The organism is Niameybacter massiliensis (genome assembly GCF_001282685.1).
Classification (GTDB): Bacteria; Bacillota; Clostridia; order Lachnospirales; family Cellulosilyticaceae; genus Holtiella; species Holtiella tumoricola.
On the sequence record NZ_LN875034.1, the window covers coordinates 146068 to 165377 of the forward strand.

Genomic DNA, 19310 nt, shown 5'->3' on the forward strand with positions numbered 1-19310 from the left:
CCATACAATACCTCCCAGCATCCCATCACTTAGTCAGCCCCCCGGAAGAGAAAAAAGGAAGTAACGTTCTTTTATCTTCCGGGGTACATTGCTGAAAGTGAAGGGCCTTAAGCAGAAGTGGGTTCTGGAGTAAACATTTACCCATCAAGCTAGGTAAGGCTACTAAAATAAGTTCACTACTTGGGAGAAGGTAAGTATACAATACCTCCCCAGCAACCCATCACTTAGCAAGCCCCCCTGGAAGAGAAAGAAGGAAGTACCGTCCCTCTCACTTCCACGGGCGCATCACTGAATGTGAAAACATAGTGGAGTGAGTAGAGTAGGTTAGGGATGCGTGGGTAATATACCTGTAGCTTTTTTCGAGAGTGGGCTTAGAAAGTGTTAATGAATACGAAGGTAGGGTTTTGCACGAATGTCTGAGCGTAAGCGAGTTTTCGTGCGTTCTACCTGAGAATGAATTTACACTTTCTTAGTCTGCTTGAGCAAAAGCGAAAGAGATAGTGCACGCGTAGCACTAACCCAACCTCAACAAACACCTATAAGTTTTCACTACATCCAAGTCTAATTAACATGAAAAGAGGGGATTTACATGTCTAAGAAAAAAAATATATTACTCATATTTACGGATCAACACCGCGCAGATAGTTTATCTTGTTACAATCCAAATACACTTTGCAAGACACCTCATATCGATGCTTTAACAAGTGAGAGTGTTGTATTTAATAATGCTTATACAACTTGTCCTGTGTGCTCTCCAGCGAGAAGTTCTTTAATGTCAGGTTCTTATCCATCTAAAACAGGTATGGAAAGTAACTTATATCAATCAGGTTGTAGAACACATGAACTTCAGGATACACCACATCTTTTAAGTCGTAGACTACAAACAGTGGGCTATAACTTAGGATATACAGGTAAGTGGCACCTTGGTGTGGGTAGTGACAAACAAGCAAGTGCGGAAGGTAGAAGTATTGTAGCTCAACAAGAAAAAGGATTTATGGATAGTGCAGCTTATGAGCATTATGGCACATTACCAACAGATGTAGGGTTTGTGGGAGATGATTTCCCAGGACATGGTGGTGGTGGATGGACTTATCCAGAGTTCCATCAGTACTTAAAAGATAACAATCTAGAAGTTAAGATGATTAATAAAGGAAATGGTAATCGTGCAGGTGACCATTCAACTTGGGCAGAGGTTGTATCACCAATAGAATCTACTATCGAATACTACTTAACAGAAAGAGCGATTACACTCATTGATGATTTAACAGGAGAAGACAAACCTTTCTTCTTTGCACTTAACTTCTGGGGACCACATGAACCGTTCTATGCACCAACTAAGTATTTAGATCTATATAGAGATATGGCTATTCCAGAGTCACCTTCCTTTAGAGAAGATGCTAAAAGTATGCCAAAGATTTATGAACTTCTTAGAAGACCAGAACATGACTGGAGCTTCTTCCAAAATACATTAAGACATTACTATGCATGTATTTCTCATATTGATGCACAAATAGGACGTTTAGTAGAGCATCTTAAGGCTAAAGGACTTTATGAAGATACAGTTATTATCTTTGCAGCTGATCATGGAGATAATCAAGGATGTCATGGTGGACTTGAGAATAAGTCTTACAGTATGTACAATGATACAACGAATATTCCTTTATTTATTAAACCAGCAGGAGAAAGTATTACACCATATACTCAAACAGCATTTGCCTCAACAGTAGATATCTATGCAACTATATTAGACTTAGCAGGTTATGTACCTACAGATAACTATGGTTATGGTGATGGTAGAACACTTACAAGATTCCTACAAAGTGAAAGCAAAGAAGGATGGGCAAATGATATTGTGACAGAAGGTATGGGTGCCTTTGACGTTGTAGCGACTCAACGTATGTATAGACAAGATCAATATAAGTACATCTTTAATGGAGCAGGCGAAGATCAACTCTTTAATTTAGAAGAAGACCCATATGAAATGAATAACCTAATTAAAGATGAAAAGATACAAGATAAACTTATGGAACTTAAAAATGACTTTGCAGATTGGATGAGTGCACATAATGATCCAGTGCGCCATGCATTTTGTAAGATTAATCGTATAAAGGAGTGGGAATTATAGTATGCCACCGATTCATTTACTGATAAAACCAGCATCTAGTGGATGTAATCTAGCTTGTAAATATTGTTTCTACTATGATGTAAGTGATAACAGACAAGTAAAGTCTTATGGAAGAATGACAAAAGAGAATTTAGAGGTACTTGTTGAAAAGGCAATGACACATGCTGAGGGAAGTTGTACTTTTGCTTTCCAAGGAGGTGAACCTACTTTGGTAGGTTTAGACTTCTATGAAGCGCTTATAGCTTATGAAAAGAAATATGCAAGACCAGGATTACAAGTGTCTAATGCCATTCAAACAAATGGTACATTAATTGATGAAGAATGGGCCAAGTTCTTTGCAAAGAATAAATTCTTAGTAGGCCTATCATTAGACGGTATAAAGGATGTTCATAATGAACTTAGATTAGATAGAAATAGAGAAGGAACTTTTGAACGTGTACTTGAAACAACAAAGCTTTTTGATAAGCATAAAGTGGAATATAATATTTTAACTGTTGTTACGAGACAAGTGGCTGAAAATATTAAAGAGATCTATGATTTTTATTTAGAAAATAATTTTAGATATATGCAATTCATTCCTTGCTTAGATGAAATTCATGAAGAAAAGGGACAAAAAGATTATTCTCTTACACCAAGATTGTATGAGAAATTCCTCATGGACCTTTTCGATAAATGGTATGAAACCATTAAAAAAGGAGAGTTTATATATATCCGCTACTTCGAAAACTTACTTCAAGTTATGTTAGGTTACTATCCAGAAGCATGTGGTATGATGGGGACCTGTACATACCAATATGTAATCGAAGCAGATGGGGGCGTATACCCTTGTGACTTCTATGTAATGGATGAGTATAAAATAGGAAATATGCTTCATGATGACTTTAAATCTATAGAAGCAAAAAGAACGCAAATAAGATTTATTGAGCAGTCACAATGTAAAGACTCAGGATGCCTCAAATGTAAGTGGTACAACATGTGCCATGGTGGATGTAGAAGAGATAGAGATAAGTTTGAAGATGGAAAAATGGGACGTAATTACTTCTGTACATCCTATAAAACCTTCTTTAAATATAGCTATCCAAGGCTACAAGAAATAGGGCAAATGATTCTTAAAAGAAGATAAAAAAGGTACATTTTGGTTGACTTAACTAAAGTTAACAAAGCGAATAATAAAAAAGTAACAAAAAGATACAAAAAGCTATTCTAAAGCAAAAAAATCTTGTATAATAAACCTATAACAATAAACCATACTTTAATGAATAAACAGAGAGGATTTGACTCATGGAAAAACAATTACCACAATCAATGCAAAATCTCCTTGAAGAAGTAAGAACAAAATTAGCAGGTGATGAAAAACTTATTAAAATGTTTGAAAACTGCTATACAAATACTTTAGATACTACTGTTAAAAAAATGGAAGACGGTACTACATACGTAATCACAGGAGACATCCCAGCGATGTGGCTTAGAGACTCTGTATGTCAGCTTAGACCATACTACGTATTAGCAGAAAAAGATCCAGAAATCGCAGATATGATCGAAGGTCTTGTAAGAAGACAAATGAAATATATCTTAATTGATGCTTATGCAAATGCTTTCAACGAAGAAGCAAACGGAAACTGTTGGGAAAAAGATGAAACAGATCAATGTGATTGGATTTGGGAAAGAAAATACGAAATCGACTCACTTTGCTTCCCAGTTCAAATGAGCTACTTATTATGGAAAAACACAGGTAGAACAGCTCAATTCGATGAAGAATACGTAAAAGCTATCTACCGCATCATTGAAGTATTTAGAACAGAACAAGATCATGAAAACAAATCACCATACAACTTCATCAGACATGGTTGCTACTACACAGATACATTATCAAGAGATGGTAAAGGTGCTTTAGTTAAATCTAACATCGGTCTTACATGGTCAGGATTTAGACCAAGTGATGATGCTTGTATGTATGGATACCTTATCCCATCAAACATGTTTGCAGAAGTAATCATGGGATACGTAGTAGAAATCGCTACAGAAGTTCTTAAAAATGAAGAACTTGCTAAATTAGCTGCAGAACTTAAAGCAGAACTTAGAGAAGCAATTGAAGCTTATGGTACATTATCAAACTACCAATACGGTAAAGTATACGCTTACGAAGTAGATGGTTTCGGCCAATACAACATCATGGATGATGCAAACCTTCCAAGTCTTCTTTCAATCCCATACATCGGATACGTAAATGAAGATGATGAAGTATACCAAAACACAAGAAAAATGATCCTTAGCGAAATGAACCCATACTTCTACAAAGGTGCAGCAGCTCAAGGTATCGGTAGCCCACATACACCAGTAAACTACATCTGGCACATCTCACTTGCTATGCAAGGTTTAACATCAAACGATATGGAATACAAAAAATCTATTCTTGAAATGATGAAAAACACAGATGGTGGCAAAGAATTAATGCACGAAGGATTCAATGTAGATGATCCAGCACAATACACAAGAGAATGGTTCTCATGGGCAAATGCAATGTTCTGTGAACTTGTACTTGACTACTGTGGATACAAAGTAAAAAGATAATTAGATAAATATTTAGTTCCTATAAAAATAAAGCGTGAAATCAAGTCATTGATTTCACGCTTTATTTTTATCCTAAAATGTTTTATAACTACTTCATAAATTTTTGAATAATTGCTTCTAGTTCCTGCCAATGATGCTCCATATCTTGAACAAGTTTAAACTGAGTACGTGCACGGTCTAAATTATGATTAGGTCTATGTATTTTGAAATACGTATCACCTTCTAAATAATCTGTTAAAAAGCGTATACCACATTCAAAAGTAATAATTTTAGCACCTATAAGTAAGGAAGCGATTTCATCATTGGTTAAGTGAGCACCTACTGAGGATAAGAATCCTTCAGTAAAAGCTTCAAAACGATCTAACATAAAGTGAACCTTTGAAAGATCAACCTCATCTTCTGCACCAGAAGTTGCCCCTGTACGAATACAATCACCAAAGTCATAAGCTACAAGACCAGGCATAACAGTATCAAGATCAATAACACAAATACCTTTTTGAGTATAAGCATCTATCATAATGTTATTGATTTTAGTATCATTATGAGTTACGCGTAGAGGCAGTTTGCCAGACTCATAAAGGTCAATAAGACTAGAGGCATCTTGTTCATGACTTAGAACAAAATCAATTTCAGCAGGGATAGTTTTAGCGCGTCCAACACAATCGTTTTCAAGTGCATTAAGAAAGTTATTGAAACGATTTTTGGTATGATGGAAATAAGGAATGGTTTCATAAAGCTTAGAAGCATCAAAATCTAGAAGAAATCTTTGAAATTCACCAAATTTATACGCTGCATTATAAAACACTGTGTTATTTGGGACGATATCATAAGAGATAGCATCAGTAATAAACACATAAGCACGCCAATAGTATCCTTCTTTATCAAGAAAGTAGCTAGTATGAGCATGTGTAGGTATAAGAGTTAAGACCTCACGCTCTATATCACCACCTTCAGCAAGTACTTTTTGTTGAAGATGAGCACATACAGCTTGGATATTTTCCATAAGAGTTTCAGGAGACTTGAAAATATGATGATTGATACGTTGAAGAATATAGTTTTTAGGTGCATTAGTAGTTACAAGAAAAGTATCGTTAATATGCCCATTTCCAGTAGGAGTGATAGATATAAGCTCGCCTTCAAATTGAAAGTGAGAAAAAACTTTATCAGCATTAAAGGTATTCATAGCTTAATCCTCCCATAATTTATTTGGATAGACACCTTGGCTTTGTAAATGCTTAATAGCATTTACCACAACAGGCTTATCTTCTTTATAGGTAACACCATACCATTTATCTGATGAGTGGAGTACCTTCACGGTAGCAGATTGATTTTGAATTAATGAATTAACAACTGAAGGTAAGAAGTATTCAGACTTTAAAGGATTAGTTACAAGTGCTTCTTCTAAAAATGGTTTAAAGGCTTTTTCGAGTTCAGTGAAAATACTAGGGGTAAAGCCCCATAGATTCATGGAAACAATAGAATCTTTACATACAGGTGTCCAGATATCATCTTCTAAGAATTGTACAGTTTTTTCATGATAAGCAATATGTGTACGTTCACAAATAGAAGTTAAGTAGGTATTATTGACTTCACAAACACCACGAGCTACGTGTCCATGTTCAGTTAAAGTATTTTCTAATGAGTAACCAACCATACAATAATTATAGGTGTGATTATCTTGAGCAGTTTGAAGGAAGTCATACATAGCCTTAAAAGCATGTTCGCCATAGAAGTCATCTGCATTAATTACTGCAAAAGGTTCATGGACAATATCTTTACAAGCTAGAATAGCATGACCTGTACCCCAAGGTTTAGTACGATCAGCTGGAGCTGTGAAGCCTTCAGGAAGGTTATTGATATCTTGGTAAGCGTATGTAGTTTCTATAAATTGGCCGATGCGATTACCGATAGCTTCTTGGAATTCTTCTTCATCTTGTTTTTTGATAATAAATACAACTTTTTTAAAACCAGCCTTAATAGCGTCGTAAATAGAAAAATCAATAATTAATTCTTTATGTGAGCCTACAGGATCGATTTGTTTTAAACCACCATAGCGGCTTCCCATACCTGCGGCCATAATAACTAAAATAGGTTCTGACATGATAATTCACCTTTCGAGTTCATTTAATAGTTTATAAGTATAAAAATAAGTTTAGGTATAGAGTTAATCTAACCATTTTATGAAGCAATCATTTTGTGAGATAAGCCAAGTTTTAAGCTGAGCTTCTAATAGAGGAACAATGGTTTGATATTCAACAGTATTTTCAGCAATTGGATTAAGTTGATAAGGATCCGCTTTGAGATTGTACAAGTAACGAGTAGGTGTAGTACACTCAGGGAGATAACCAACATGAATAACAAAGCTATAGTCTCTGGTACGAATACCGCGCCATCCCCAATCTTTAGGATCTAAGTGTGCGGCATCAAATTGCTCTTGAAAAACAGTACGTCCTGGAAAGGCACATATGTAGCCGACTTTATCTGAAGGACCGTGTAAGTCATTGGAGGTAAGATAGGTAGCGACACTTTGTCCTTGGAGTGTATTTGGTTTAGGAATACTTAATAGATCTAGTAATGTAGGCATAATATCTGTTGTATCTAGAACAATGTCTGACGTACCAGCGGTTAAAGTACCATTTTTCCAGTGTAGGATAAATGGAATACCTATGGATTCTTCATACCAAACATGCTTTGCCATAAGACCATGAGATCCCATCATATCGCCGTGATCAGCAGTGATTATGATAAGCGTATCCTCGTAAACGTTATTAGCTTTAAGACAATCTACAAGTAATCCAATATGTTCATCTAAACCAGTAATTGCAGCAAAGTATTGCTTGGTCATGATTTCTAGCTCAGCCTGGTTATAGGTTTGAGGTTCGTGTGTATGATAGCCGATAGTATCATAAATGACATTTTTTCTAGGTGAAAGTGGTTTATCCTTATAGAGGTTTAGATATTTTTCGGGCACAAGATCATAGGGACTATGTGGTGGATTATATGACAAGAATAAAGCAAAGGGACTATGATGATGTGTATTGATATAGTCAATAGCTACAGAGGTCTCGTGTGTGATAGACCATTCATTAACTTTAATTTGCTCTGGACTGTCAGCCCAATAGTGTGGCGTAAGATGATGATCATCTGCTCCGTAGGAATACCAAAAGTCGAAGTTGTGGCGCTTAGGGCCAGGTGGTGTATAGGCATCCCAGTCATGTGCTCCAGATAAAGGATGAGGAGTATGATTTTGTTCAGGAACATCTAGATGCCATTTTCCGATGTAACCTGTTTGATAACCATAAGTTTTTAGAAGATCACTTAAACAGATTTCTTCATCTTTAAGAGTGATATCAAGACCTGTTTTACAGTTAGTATAAACACCATTAGAGAGAGGATATTTCCCTGTGAATAAAGAACCACGATAAGGGGAACAGAGTGGGCAAGAACTGATTGCTTGGGTAAGAACTGTTCCGCTTTGGGCTAAGCGGTCTATATTAGGTGTAAAGATAGAATCTTGATTAGAAAAACCAGTTGATTGCCTTCGCCATTGGTCAGCGAAAATAAAAAGAAGATTAGGTTGTTTCTTCAAAAGATTAGCCTCCTTTATAGGTAAGATGATTATAGTATATAAAGAAAGAAAAGCATTGTAAGTCATAGCTTTTTAAGTTTATCTACAAAAACAAATAAAAGATAATGCCTAATAGAAAAGATAGATTAAATAAATAAGTAGGTAGGTGGAAATGAATATATACACTCATGTGCTTGCGGCAAGAAGATAAATATAAAAAGTAAACAAAAAAATATATGTAAAATAAAATTTAATATATAAAATCACTACGAAAAAGGATGATAACTGTAAAAGTGTATATGAACTTTGTTAATTAAGATAGTTTTTTGAGGTAAATGATTCTAGAATGAATTTAAGCTTTTTAGCTAAATTGAAGAACAGAACCATAAATTAGAAACATTAAAGGAGAAGAAGATGATGAAACTAAATTTAAGATGTATTTCAGCTTTAACTTTAGCCAGCATGATGGGACTTACAGGATGTTCAACAACTACAAGTAAAGATGCTTCAAATGTATCAGGAGAGAAGAGTGTAGCGAGTACAGCTGTTGAATCCAAAGAGGCTGTAGCGTTAGATCTTTTTTACTATGATGCAATTAGAACATTTAGAAGCGATTCACCTTTATGGAAGTACATTCAAGAACAAAACAATATTATCTTAAATGGTGTAGCACCAACTACACCAGGCGCAGATCCTAATGAACAATTTAATCTTATGTTAGCTTCAGGAGACTTAGCAGATATTATCCATGCATCAAAAGATAATATGAATAAAAATGCGAGTAAATTACTTATGCCATTAGATGATCTTATTGAAGAATATGCACCAAATCTTAAGGCTGCTTTAGATTCAGACCCAATTATGCGCTCTGCTTCAACTAGCCCAGATGGTAAAATTTATTATATTCCATATTTACCAGATGGAGAGGTATCTGAAGTTCTATTCATTCGTAAAGATTGGTTAGATAAGTTTAACCTTGAAGTACCAACTACAGTAGCAGCATACGAAGAAGCTATAAGAACTTTTAGAGAAAACGATGCAAATGGAAATGGAAAAAAAGATGAAATAGGCTATTTTGATAGAGATAATAAGATAGGAATTTGGGGTATTATTAACTTCTATGGTGCAGCACAAGAGCCTTATGTTGTAGATGGTGTAGTTAAAAATGATAAATATACACCAGAATTTAAAGAAGTTATTAAAAACGTAGCACGTATATATAAAGAAGGTCTTATTGACCCTGAAATCTATACAAGAGGTAAAAATGCTAGAGAGTACATGTTCATACAAAATATTGGTGCTTCAACTGTAGATTGGATAGCATCTACTGCCAAATTCCAAAAAATGTATCAAGAACAAATACCAGGTTTAGAATGGGCACCTATTTTACCACCTGCATCTCCTAGTGGAGAAGTTAGAACACAATATTCAAGAGAAAAAGTATCAGAGTGGGTATGGGGAATTTCAACAGCTTGTAAAGATCCTGTAGCAGCTATCAAATTATTTGACTACATGTTCACAGAAGAAGGAAGAAGGACAATGAACTTTGGTCTTGAAGGTATTACATATGATATGGTTGATGGTAAACCACAATTTAAAGAAGAAGTACTTAATGCTGATGATACAGTAACTAACCAACTTCTTGATTTAGGTTATGCATCTGTTGGGTACAAACAAGACTTTGAATATGAAAGACAATGGACTGATGAACTTGCACTTAAAGGAATAGAAGTCTATACAGAAGCTAAACCATTCTTAGATATTATTAGTAACTTAGGATTAAGTTACACAGAAGAAGAATCAAAAATTATTAGTGAGAAAAATCCAGCATTAAAATCTTATACAGAAGAAATGGTGCAAAAATGGATTTTAGGTAGTGAAGATATTGATGCAAGCTTTGATAAATATCTTGAAAAGGCTAATAAGCTAGGCGCACAAGAGCTTTTAGATATTCAACAAGCTGCTTATGACAGAATTTATAAATAGAATAATCAACTAAAAAAGATACGGCCTATTTGGCCGTATCTTTTTCTAATATGTACTTTTGATATTGTCCAGGAGACATCCCCACATACTTTTTGAAGAGGCGTATAAAAGTATTAATATTTACGAAGCCAACTTCACAAGATAAATCCTTAATTTTGATAGAAGAAGAGGTATTCAACAATTGTTTAGCACATTCAATACGGTAAGCATTGAGGTAGTCTTTGAAGTTATGACCAGTTTTTTCTTTAAACAGTACACCAACATAGTTAATAGCTAAGTTAAATTCATTAGCCATATCTGTAAGAGAAATATCATGTTGATAATGTGTATGGATATACTCGAAGAATTTATGTTCCATATCATTTTTTGGTTCTTCTTGAACAAGCAGAGTATAATACTCTTCAAATAAATCATAGAGAATAGTTTTTACTTCATTTTTATCAGTTGTTTGTAATAGCTCTTGGAGGATTAAATCTGTATCTTTATAGGAACTAGAAAGTCGATTAAGTTGATTACACATAAGCGTTAGAAATTGATTATAGAATTCATGTGAAAGCTTACGTTTAAGTATATTTTCGGTAAGAATCATATCAACTAAATTTAAAAATTCTACTTGATTTTGTGACTTTAAGTGGTAAAGTAGAAGCTTTTGATCTTGTTCAGTAAAAGTATAGGATACAGGCAATTTAATGTTAATATTTTCCTCTAATAAAAGATTAGATTGATTTAAAATAGTATTATTTTTTGTTAATTGATTAAGATAATAAAACTTAGAGCTTACTTCATTGAGTTCTAAAACCTTAGTAATAATCAAAAAGTAAGATGCTAGATTTGTTCTAAGAGGTTTAAGTGAACTATAAAGGTCTTCTCGATGAATTGTATTTATAAAAATTACATAAGTAGTTTCAGAAACCATAAGTACTTTGAAAGTTGATGCAGGATAAATAGGACTTAGGAGTTCTTCTAAATATATTTTAGAAATAGGTGAATGATTGCTACAGTTTGGTTTTAGAGTAACTAAAATCATTAAAAAAGAATCATCGAGAATGTGTAAGTTATGCTTATGGAGCATTTCTTTTATATTGTTATTTTTTACACCATAAATAACCTCTTTTAATAATAAGGCTTGTGATTCTAATATTTTGTTCATACGATTTGCTTTAATACGCTGAACCTTTTTATAGAAGAAACGTATAGTTAGAAGTAATGTGATGATAATTGATATAAGTAGTATGAGATTAGTGATCTTGTAAATAGGTCTCTCAAATCTTTTTATATGTGGTGTAGCCTTATAAACAAGAGGTAAGGCAGTAGATGTATAAAGTAAATCCTCTTTTTCATAATTAGATACGGATTCTAGATATATTTCAAAGTCAAAAGGTGCATTGTACGGAATAAAGCTATCAATTAAGCAGTTTTTATTAAATAGTACAAAAGATACAGGATGCTTAAGTAAATTACTATTTTTAGTTAGATACAGCACATAATTCTGAGAAGTACTTTCGATTATGAGGCTTGAGTAACTTTTATCCGTTGAGACACTGTGTATAAAGTCATAGATTTCTTGTGTATTAGTGAAATGATAATAATTCAAGAAAAAATCTAAATTTGATGTACCTAAATTAGAAAGCAGTAAATCAATATGACTATTATAAGTACCAATATATGTATCATAATTTGTGATGACATTATAAGACTTAGAAAAGAGATTATAAGCATCTAAAGTTATAGAAGGACTGAAGGAATCTTGATCTAGAAAATCAAGATTTTCTTTTGAGACACTCAGTTTAGTGAGTATGTCTAGGGTTTTTGAAAGGCTTTGGTCCAGGGAGCGCACCGAATTTTCTATTTGGTTGAAAGTTGACTTATATACTCTTTGTTCTTGATGAATGCGTATACCTAAAGTTAAGGTTAAGATAAGTAAGCATAGTAAATAAGGTATAAATGAAAATGTGTGATATAAGGCAGATTTGGAAAATTTAAAAGATAATTTCATAAAGCTAGATCCTCCCCTGTTAAAAATAATGAATAAGCTAAAACATATCACTTATAGAAAATATGCTTATGTTAACATTGCCTTATAATGATATATCTAAAATATATAAAGTTCAATAGTATATACAAAAAAATAAAGTATATATTATAAAATTGATAAATTTTAAATGTAATATTAAAAAATGTAGATATAAAAGTTATGTATAATGCCTTAAAATGAGTTCAAACAAATTGAATATACAACAATTTGTAACAAGACTATGGATAAAAAAATATATTTAGAAGGAGAAGAGTGAATGGAAGCATGTACGGAGAAAACAGTAAAAACTAATATGAAAAACAAGGTACTAATAAATTTGGGACAATTAAAAGTAAGTGTGGTTAATCATTGGATGTTATATTTATTGATTGTACCTTTTTTAATTTGGTATGCCATTTTTATGTATAAGCCTATGTACGGGTTGCAAATTGGATTTAAAGATTATGATATTTTATCAGGTATTACACAAAGTCCATTTGCAGGCTTTAAACATTTTAAAGAATTTTTGACAGATGAGTTTTTTTGGAGGGCATTTAGAAATACCATTATGATTAGTATATATGATTTGGTATTCGGTTTCCCAGCACCTATTATTTTAGCCCTTATGCTTAATGAAATGAAAAGTGTAAGGTTTAAAAAGGCAATTCAAACAATCACTTATTTACCACATTTCATTTCAATAGTTGTTATTGCAGGGTTGGTAACAAACTTTTTAGCACCATCAGGCTTAATTAATAATATAATTGCAGCACTTGGCGGGGAAAGAACTTATTTCCTAATTCAGCCAGAGAACTTTAGAGGAATCTATACAGGAATGAATGTATGGAAAGGAATAGGATTCAGTGCAGTTGTATATATATCAGCTTTATCTGGAGTTGATTCTCAATTATATGAAGCAGCTAGTATAGATGGTGCGGGAAGATTTAAACAGTTATGTCACGTAACGTTACCATGTATTAGGCCAACAATTATGGTAATGCTTATTCTTAAGATAGGTCAACTTTTATCTGTTTCTTATGAAGCAATTTTACTACTCTATCAACCAAGTACTTATCAAACAGCAGATATTGTTAGTACATATGTTTATAGAACAGGTATGGTAGAAGGAAGATATGACTTTGCAACAGCAGTAGGTCTTACTAATTCTATTATTGCATTTGCACTCGTTTATATAAGTAATAAGATAAGTAAAAAATATTCTGATACAAGTATTTTCTAAGGAGGAGGAACAATATGATAGCAAGTAAAGGTGATAAGATTTATACAGCTATAATAGGCGTGTTTTTAACTGTTATAGCATTACTAACATTATATCCATTTTGGTACGTTTTAATAGCTTCATTAAGTTCTGGTAAAGCAGTAGCAGAAGGGAGTGTTTACCTTTATCCTATTCAAACAACTTTTGGGGCTTACAAAGAACTCATTTTTAAACCGGAAATTTGGAGTGGCTATGCGAATAGTATTTTTATTACTGTAGTAGGTACTGTAATTAGTATGACACTTACAATTTGTGGAGCATATCCGTTATCTAAGACATATTTTAAAGGCGGAAAGACTATTAACTTCTTAGTAGTATTCACTATGTGGTTTCAAGCAGGAATGATTCCTACATATTTAAACTTTATTGAGTTAGGACTTAGAAATACATGGGGAGTTATTATAGGACTAGCCATTAATACTTTCAATGTTATCTTAATGATCAACTTCTTTAGGGGTGTACCTAAGGCACTTGAAGAAGCAGCAACAATCGATGGAGCGACTGATTTACAAGTATTAACTAAAATTTTCTTACCTCTATCTAAACCAGCACTGGCAACGATTAGTTTGTTTTATGGAGTATCTAGATGGAATGGTTATTTTTGGTCTATGATTTTAATTCGTGATGAGAATAAATATCCTCTAAATGTTTGGTTAAAGTCTTGGATTGTAGAAAATAATATGGTCAATGAAGTGGGAAGTAAGATGACATCTACATACTCAGCAGAAACCTTTATCTACGCAACAATTATTATCGCAGTTGTACCTATGATGATTCTTTATCCATTTGTTCAAAAATACTTTGTACAAGGTGTTATGGTTGGAGCTGTTAAAGAGTAAAGGGAGGGAGAAAGTTGCCTGCGTTTAAAACATTAAGAAATAAATGGAAAGAGATATTAATTGGCGAAAGTAGTACAAAGCCTATAACTATTTATGAGAAACGAATTATAGATGATTTAGATAAGCGTGTAGAGTCTATTGTAGCAATGTTATGCCAAGATAAAAATAGAATCTACCTATGGAAAGATGAAGCAGACTTTACAAATTCTCAGTGCCAGACCAACAATTATAGAAGAGTTTTGGAAATGAGTAAGGCCTATAGTATGCAAGGCAGCCATTATTATAAAAGTGAAATGCTATTAAAGGCTATAGAAGAAGCGTTAAGTTTTCTATATGAGCATAGTTATAATGCAAATCAGGCTTATCACTATGGGAATTGGTGGAATTGGGAAATAGGAACACCTATTACTTTACTTAATATTATGACCTTGCTAGGAGATGATCTAAGTAAAGATGAACGTCATCAATATTGCGAAGTGATAGACTACTATCAACCAGATCCTAGATATTCTGGTGAACGTTCTTCAAATGAAAGGCTTAAAAAAAGGATTTCTGTTGGAGGAAATCGTGTTGATACAGCTAAAATAGCAATTTTACTTGGAATACATACAGAAAATACTTTATTAATTAAGCAAGGAAGAGATGCTCTAAGCAGTGTTTTTGAAGTTAAAGATTATAAACCAACAGAAAGATTCATAGAAAAAAGAGATGGACTTTATAGAGATGGATCTTTTATTCAACATAGGGATGTAGCTTATACAGGAACATATGGGAATGTTATGCTTGGTGGATTAGGTGAAATGCTTTGTCTATTAAATGATAGTGAATGGCATATTACCGACCCACATATAGAAAATATTTATCAAATGATAGATAAAAGTTTTATTCCTATTATTTATAAAGGGCATGGAATGGATTGTGTTAATGGAAGGGGGGCATCTAGGCAACAATATCGGAATAATGGAACAGGACATATGATTATGACATCGATGTTATGGTTTTGCCAAGTTGCACCTCAAAGGTATAGAGATAGATATAAGGAAAGAATCAAGTACTGGTTAAAAACAGATAAAGTCAGCTCTTACATAGAAAAAAGTACAGAGATTGCAAGTGTACGCATGGCACTTGCAATCTTAGAAGATGATAAGATTTCTGCAGCGGCAGAGTTAGAAGGAAATTTTGCGTATAACTATATGGATCGTATGATTCATCATAGAAAGCACTTTGCGTGTGCACTGAGCATGAGTTCTTGGCGTATTAGAACTTATGAAACTATGTTAGGAGAAAACAAAAGAGGATTTTATACCGGAGATGGCATGCTTTATATTTATGATGATCATCAAGAAGCATACAATGGTGATTTTTGGGCCACTGTGGATCCATATAAATTAACAGGTATTACAGTGGTAGATAAAGAACTTGAAGATGAGCAAGGAAGTTTCAGAACACCATCAAAATGGGTAAGTGCAATGAGTATAGATGATCTATATGGCATAGCAGGTATGCAGTTAGATAAAAGAGGCATAGATGATGAAACAGATCAGATAGAAAATTTATTAGGAATTGATTTGAAGGCTAAGAAATCCTATTTTATGTTAGATAATGAAATTGTTGCATTAGGATGTGACATTGCTTGTAGTAATCAAGAGCAAGTTGAAACTATTATAGATACACGTAAGATTAATAAGGAAGAAAGAAATAAGATTTATCAAACATCGCGTAGTATTTATATTGAAACAGACAAAGAAAAAACGTCTACAGGATACTACTTTTTGCAAGAACACGACATTGTTATAGAGGAATATACAAGAATAGGAAATTGGTTCACTATTAATGTTAACGGATCTCCAGAAGGTATACGACAAGACTATATGACTCTTGCTATTAACCATGGAAGAATGCCAAAAAACGCAAGTTATGCTTATATTATGATACCGAGTATTACACGGGAGCAGATGGAAAGTTATCAGAAACATGTACCTATTCGTGTTGTTGCCAATGAGGCATCGATGCAGGGCATTCAGTATAAGAATAGAATGATGCTGAATTTCTTTGAAAAGGGTAGTGTACCAGGGATACAAGTAAGTCAGCCTGTTTCCATAGCTTTAAAAGATAATACTAATTATATAGAAGTGACTTTGTGTGACCCAACGAAAGAGTGCGAAGAATCTTTGGATTTAATCCTGGATGGAAACTTTGAGTATGTTGCAGGTGATACAAGTCTAATAGAATTACATCAACAAGAGTCATATATTCATCTAAATATTAGGTGGCAAGAAAAATATGGATTACCTATAACTTTTATTCTTAAAAACAAACTAAATTCAGAGTTGTAGAGGGAGAAAGCGATGAGAAAATTATATGAAACATATGAAGAAGTTACAGCACAAGAAATAGAACAAGCTATTAATAATAGCGTGAAACAAACAAGAAGTGCAATTGAACAATTAGGGAATAAGTTTAAGTCTTGTAATAGTACAGATAATTTTTATGTAGGAACAGATAACTTTGATTGGACAGAGGGATTTTATACAGGAGAAGTATGGATCGCTTATGAATTAACAGGAGATGAATTGTTTAAAAAAGTAGCCTTAGAGCAGGTGGAGAGCTTTCTAGAGAGAATAGAGAAACGTGTGATGGTGAATCATCATGATATGGGATTTTTATACTCTCTTTCATGTGTAGCAGCATATAAACTTGTAGGGTCTGAAAAAGGGAAAAAAGCAGCATTGTTAGCAGCAGATAACCTTATTTCTAGATTCCAAGAAGTTGGAGGCTTTATACAAGCTTGGGGAGAATTAGGAGCAGAGGATAACTATAGACTAATTATAGATTGCTTATTGAATCTTCCTCTTTTATATTGGGCAACAGAGGTAACAGGTGATGAAAAATATGCAAATGTTGCGAAGGCTCATATTACAACTTCACTTAAGGTAATTATGAGGCCAGATTATTCTACTTATCATACACATTTCTTTAATAAAGAAACAGGTGAACCTACATATGGTGTAACATTCCAAGGAAATAGAGATGGATCTGTATGGGCAAGAGGACAAGCTTGGGGGGTATATGGTGTAGCACTAAGTTATAAGTATACACGTAACCCTGAGTATGTAGATACCTTTAAAAAGATTGCTGATTTCTTTATTAGTAGTTTGCCTAATGATTTAGTACCTTATTGGGATTTTGACTTTACAGATGGTTCAACAGAACCAAGGGATGCTTCATCTGCTGCAATAGCAGTATGTGGAATGCTAGAAATGGCTAAATACTTAGAGCAAGAAGATGCAGAGTATTATATAAGCATAGCAAAGAAAATTCTAAAATCTTTAATTGATAACTATTCTGTTCAAGATAGCCATATTTCAAATGGGCAACTTTTACATAGTACATATGCAAGAGACTCTGAATTTAATGGCTGTACCAATAGAGGAGTAGATGAATGCAACACATGGGGAGACTATTTCTATTGTGAAGCACTTATTCGTATGGCAAAGGATTGGGAGCTCTATTGGTAATTTAAATTTTATTGATATATATTATAAGGAAAATTAGTGTACAAAAGTAAAACCAATATATAAAGCTAAAAAAATATATAAGAAACAAAGGCCTAGAATTATAATATAAAAATAATTCTAGGCCTTTGTTTCTTATAAAATAAGTTTATTTATAAGATGCTTGTAAAATAGCTAAAACATCTTTTTTACTAAGTGGGGTAGGGTCAACTGCAAAGAGGCCACCCATAGTATCAACTGCATTGTCTACTAGAGTAGGGAGTTCTTCGTAAGACACATCGTAGTTACTCATTTTAATGTCTGCAACATCACAAGCAACCTGAAGTGCTTTAAGTGCTTCTACAAAATCCATAGGAGATGTGGCATTTTTGTTACCTAGTGCTCTTGCCATATCAATCATGCGGTCATCACATTTTCCGCTTTTAGCAAAGTGTGTATAGTAAGCTACACTGATACTGATAAGTGCAGCACCATGTTCAAAACTTGGATGATAAGCACTAAGGGCATGAGCCATGCTATGTTCAGAAGTACATCCAGATGTAGATTCAACCATACCAGCTAAAGTGTTAGCGAGTGCAACGTTTTCGCGTGCATCTACGTTATTGCCATCTTGTACTGCAGTAGCAAGACTTTTGCCAATAAGTTCAATAGCTTTTAGAGCGTACATATCACTCATGACATAGCTGGTTGTATTAAGATACCCTTCTGTACTATGGAAGAGAGCATCGAAACCTTGATAAGCTGTAAGGGATTTTGGAACAGTGAGCATAAGTTCTGGGTCTACAATAGATAGAACAGGGAAAGTCTTGTCATAGCCAAATCCTATTTTCTCGTTGGTTTCAGACTTAGTGGTTACAGTCCAAGGGTCAGCTTCTGTACCTGTACCAGCTGTTGTTGTAATAGCAATAATAGGAAGTGGATCATTTGGAACAGGGAGTCCTTTACCTGTACCGCCAGATATATAATCCCAGTAATCACCGTCATTAGTTGCCATTACGGCAATAGCTTTTGCTGCATCAATACTACTACCCCCACCTAAACCTACAACAAAGTCGATGTTTTCAGCTTTTGCAAGGGCAGCACCTTCCATCACGTGCTCTTTGATAGGATTAGGTAGAATTTTATTAAATACAATAGAAGATACACCAGCTTTTTCTAATTGTTCTTTTACTCTATCCAAATAACCATATTTAATAACGGATGTACCGTTAGAGGTAACAATTAAAGCACGTTTTCCAGGTAAGTTTTGATTACCTAGTTCGTTTAATTTGCCTTGCCCGAATAAAATCTTAGTTGGAATGTAATAATTAAAACCCATTTTGTATCCTCCATATTCTTAGTTTATATTAAATTTTCAGACTTAATTATAGTATAAGGCTTAGAGTGTACTCTAAGTCAATGAGAGATTTAAAG

The 19310-nt window shown here is 33.7% G+C and carries 13 protein-coding genes; 8 read left to right on the forward strand and 5 right to left on the reverse strand.

The genetic code is table 11. From position 1 onward, the window contains the following. Window positions 1–589: 589 nt before the first annotated feature. From BN2390_RS03220 to BN2390_RS03230, 3 genes are all read left to right on the forward strand, one after another. Window positions 590–2125: a sulfatase-like hydrolase/transferase gene (locus BN2390_RS03220; RefSeq protein WP_053982909.1), complete on the forward strand. Its 1536-nt coding sequence runs from the start codon at window positions 590–592 to the stop codon at window positions 2123–2125. A 1-nt stretch (window position 2126) separates the two neighbouring features. Then, window positions 2127–3248, forward strand: coding sequence for an anaerobic sulfatase maturase (locus BN2390_RS03225; RefSeq protein ID WP_053982910.1), 1122 nt, complete (start codon window positions 2127–2129; stop codon window positions 3246–3248). Window positions 3249–3406: 158 nt separating this feature from the next. Further along, window positions 3407–4696 (forward strand): glycoside hydrolase family 125 protein, encoded by a 1290-nt coding sequence (locus BN2390_RS03230; RefSeq protein ID WP_053982911.1) that lies wholly within the window; start codon window positions 3407–3409, stop codon window positions 4694–4696. 88 nt (window positions 4697–4784) lie between these two features. Here the strand turns inward: BN2390_RS03230 and BN2390_RS03235 are convergent, their stop codons facing one another. From BN2390_RS03235 to BN2390_RS03245, 3 genes are all read right to left on the reverse strand, one after another. Beyond that, a complete protein-coding gene (locus BN2390_RS03235; protein ID WP_053982912.1) occupies window positions 4785–5879 on the reverse strand; it encodes a phosphotransferase enzyme family protein in 1095 nt (364 codons plus the stop codon). Window positions 5880–5882: 3 nt separating this feature from the next. Then, window positions 5883–6797 carry a sugar phosphate nucleotidyltransferase gene (locus BN2390_RS03240; protein ID WP_053982913.1) on the reverse strand — a complete coding sequence of 305 codons (915 nt, stop codon included), beginning with the start codon at window positions 6795–6797 and terminating at the stop codon, window positions 5883–5885. A gap of 63 nt (window positions 6798–6860) precedes the next feature. Continuing rightward, entirely contained in the window at window positions 6861–8285 is a 1425-nt protein-coding gene (locus BN2390_RS03245) for a sulfatase-like hydrolase/transferase (RefSeq protein WP_053982914.1), read from the reverse strand. Between the two features lie 393 nt (window positions 8286–8678). Between BN2390_RS03245 and BN2390_RS03250 the strand changes: the two genes are divergently transcribed. Beyond that, window positions 8679–10250, forward strand: a complete 1572-nt coding sequence (locus BN2390_RS03250; protein ID WP_082238558.1) for an extracellular solute-binding protein — start codon at window positions 8679–8681, stop codon at window positions 10248–10250. 25 nt (window positions 10251–10275) lie between these two features. Here BN2390_RS03250 and BN2390_RS03255 read toward each other — a convergent pair whose 3' ends face one another. Further along, window positions 10276–11733 carry an AraC family transcriptional regulator gene (locus tag BN2390_RS03255; RefSeq protein WP_198524847.1) on the reverse strand — a complete coding sequence of 486 codons (1458 nt, stop codon included), beginning with the start codon at window positions 11731–11733 and terminating at the stop codon, window positions 10276–10278. Window positions 11734–12541: 808 nt separating this feature from the next. Here BN2390_RS03255 and BN2390_RS03260 point away from each other — a divergent pair. The 4 genes from BN2390_RS03260 to BN2390_RS03275 are packed head-to-tail and all read left to right on the forward strand — an operon-like array spanning window position 12542 to window position 17900. Further along, window positions 12542–13504: an ABC transporter permease gene (locus BN2390_RS03260; RefSeq protein WP_242847639.1), complete on the forward strand. Its 963-nt coding sequence runs from the start codon at window positions 12542–12544 to the stop codon at window positions 13502–13504. Window positions 13505–13518: 14 nt separating this feature from the next. Next, on the forward strand, window positions 13519–14382 hold the full coding sequence (locus BN2390_RS03265) for a carbohydrate ABC transporter permease (RefSeq protein ID WP_053982917.1): 864 nt from the start codon (window positions 13519–13521) through the stop codon (window positions 14380–14382). Window positions 14383–14396: 14 nt separating this feature from the next. After that, a complete protein-coding gene (locus BN2390_RS03270) occupies window positions 14397–16718 on the forward strand; it encodes a polysaccharide lyase 8 family protein (RefSeq protein WP_053982918.1) in 2322 nt (773 codons plus the stop codon). 12 nt (window positions 16719–16730) lie between these two features. Then, window positions 16731–17900, forward strand: a complete 1170-nt coding sequence (locus BN2390_RS03275; RefSeq protein WP_053982919.1) for a glycoside hydrolase family 88 protein — start codon at window positions 16731–16733, stop codon at window positions 17898–17900. Window positions 17901–18045: 145 nt separating this feature from the next. On the opposite strand, the gene BN2390_RS03280 is transcribed toward BN2390_RS03275, so the two are convergent. Further along, window positions 18046–19215: an iron-containing alcohol dehydrogenase gene (locus BN2390_RS03280; RefSeq protein WP_053982920.1), complete on the reverse strand. Its 1170-nt coding sequence runs from the start codon at window positions 19213–19215 to the stop codon at window positions 18046–18048. Between the last annotated feature and the right edge of the window lie 95 nt (window positions 19216–19310).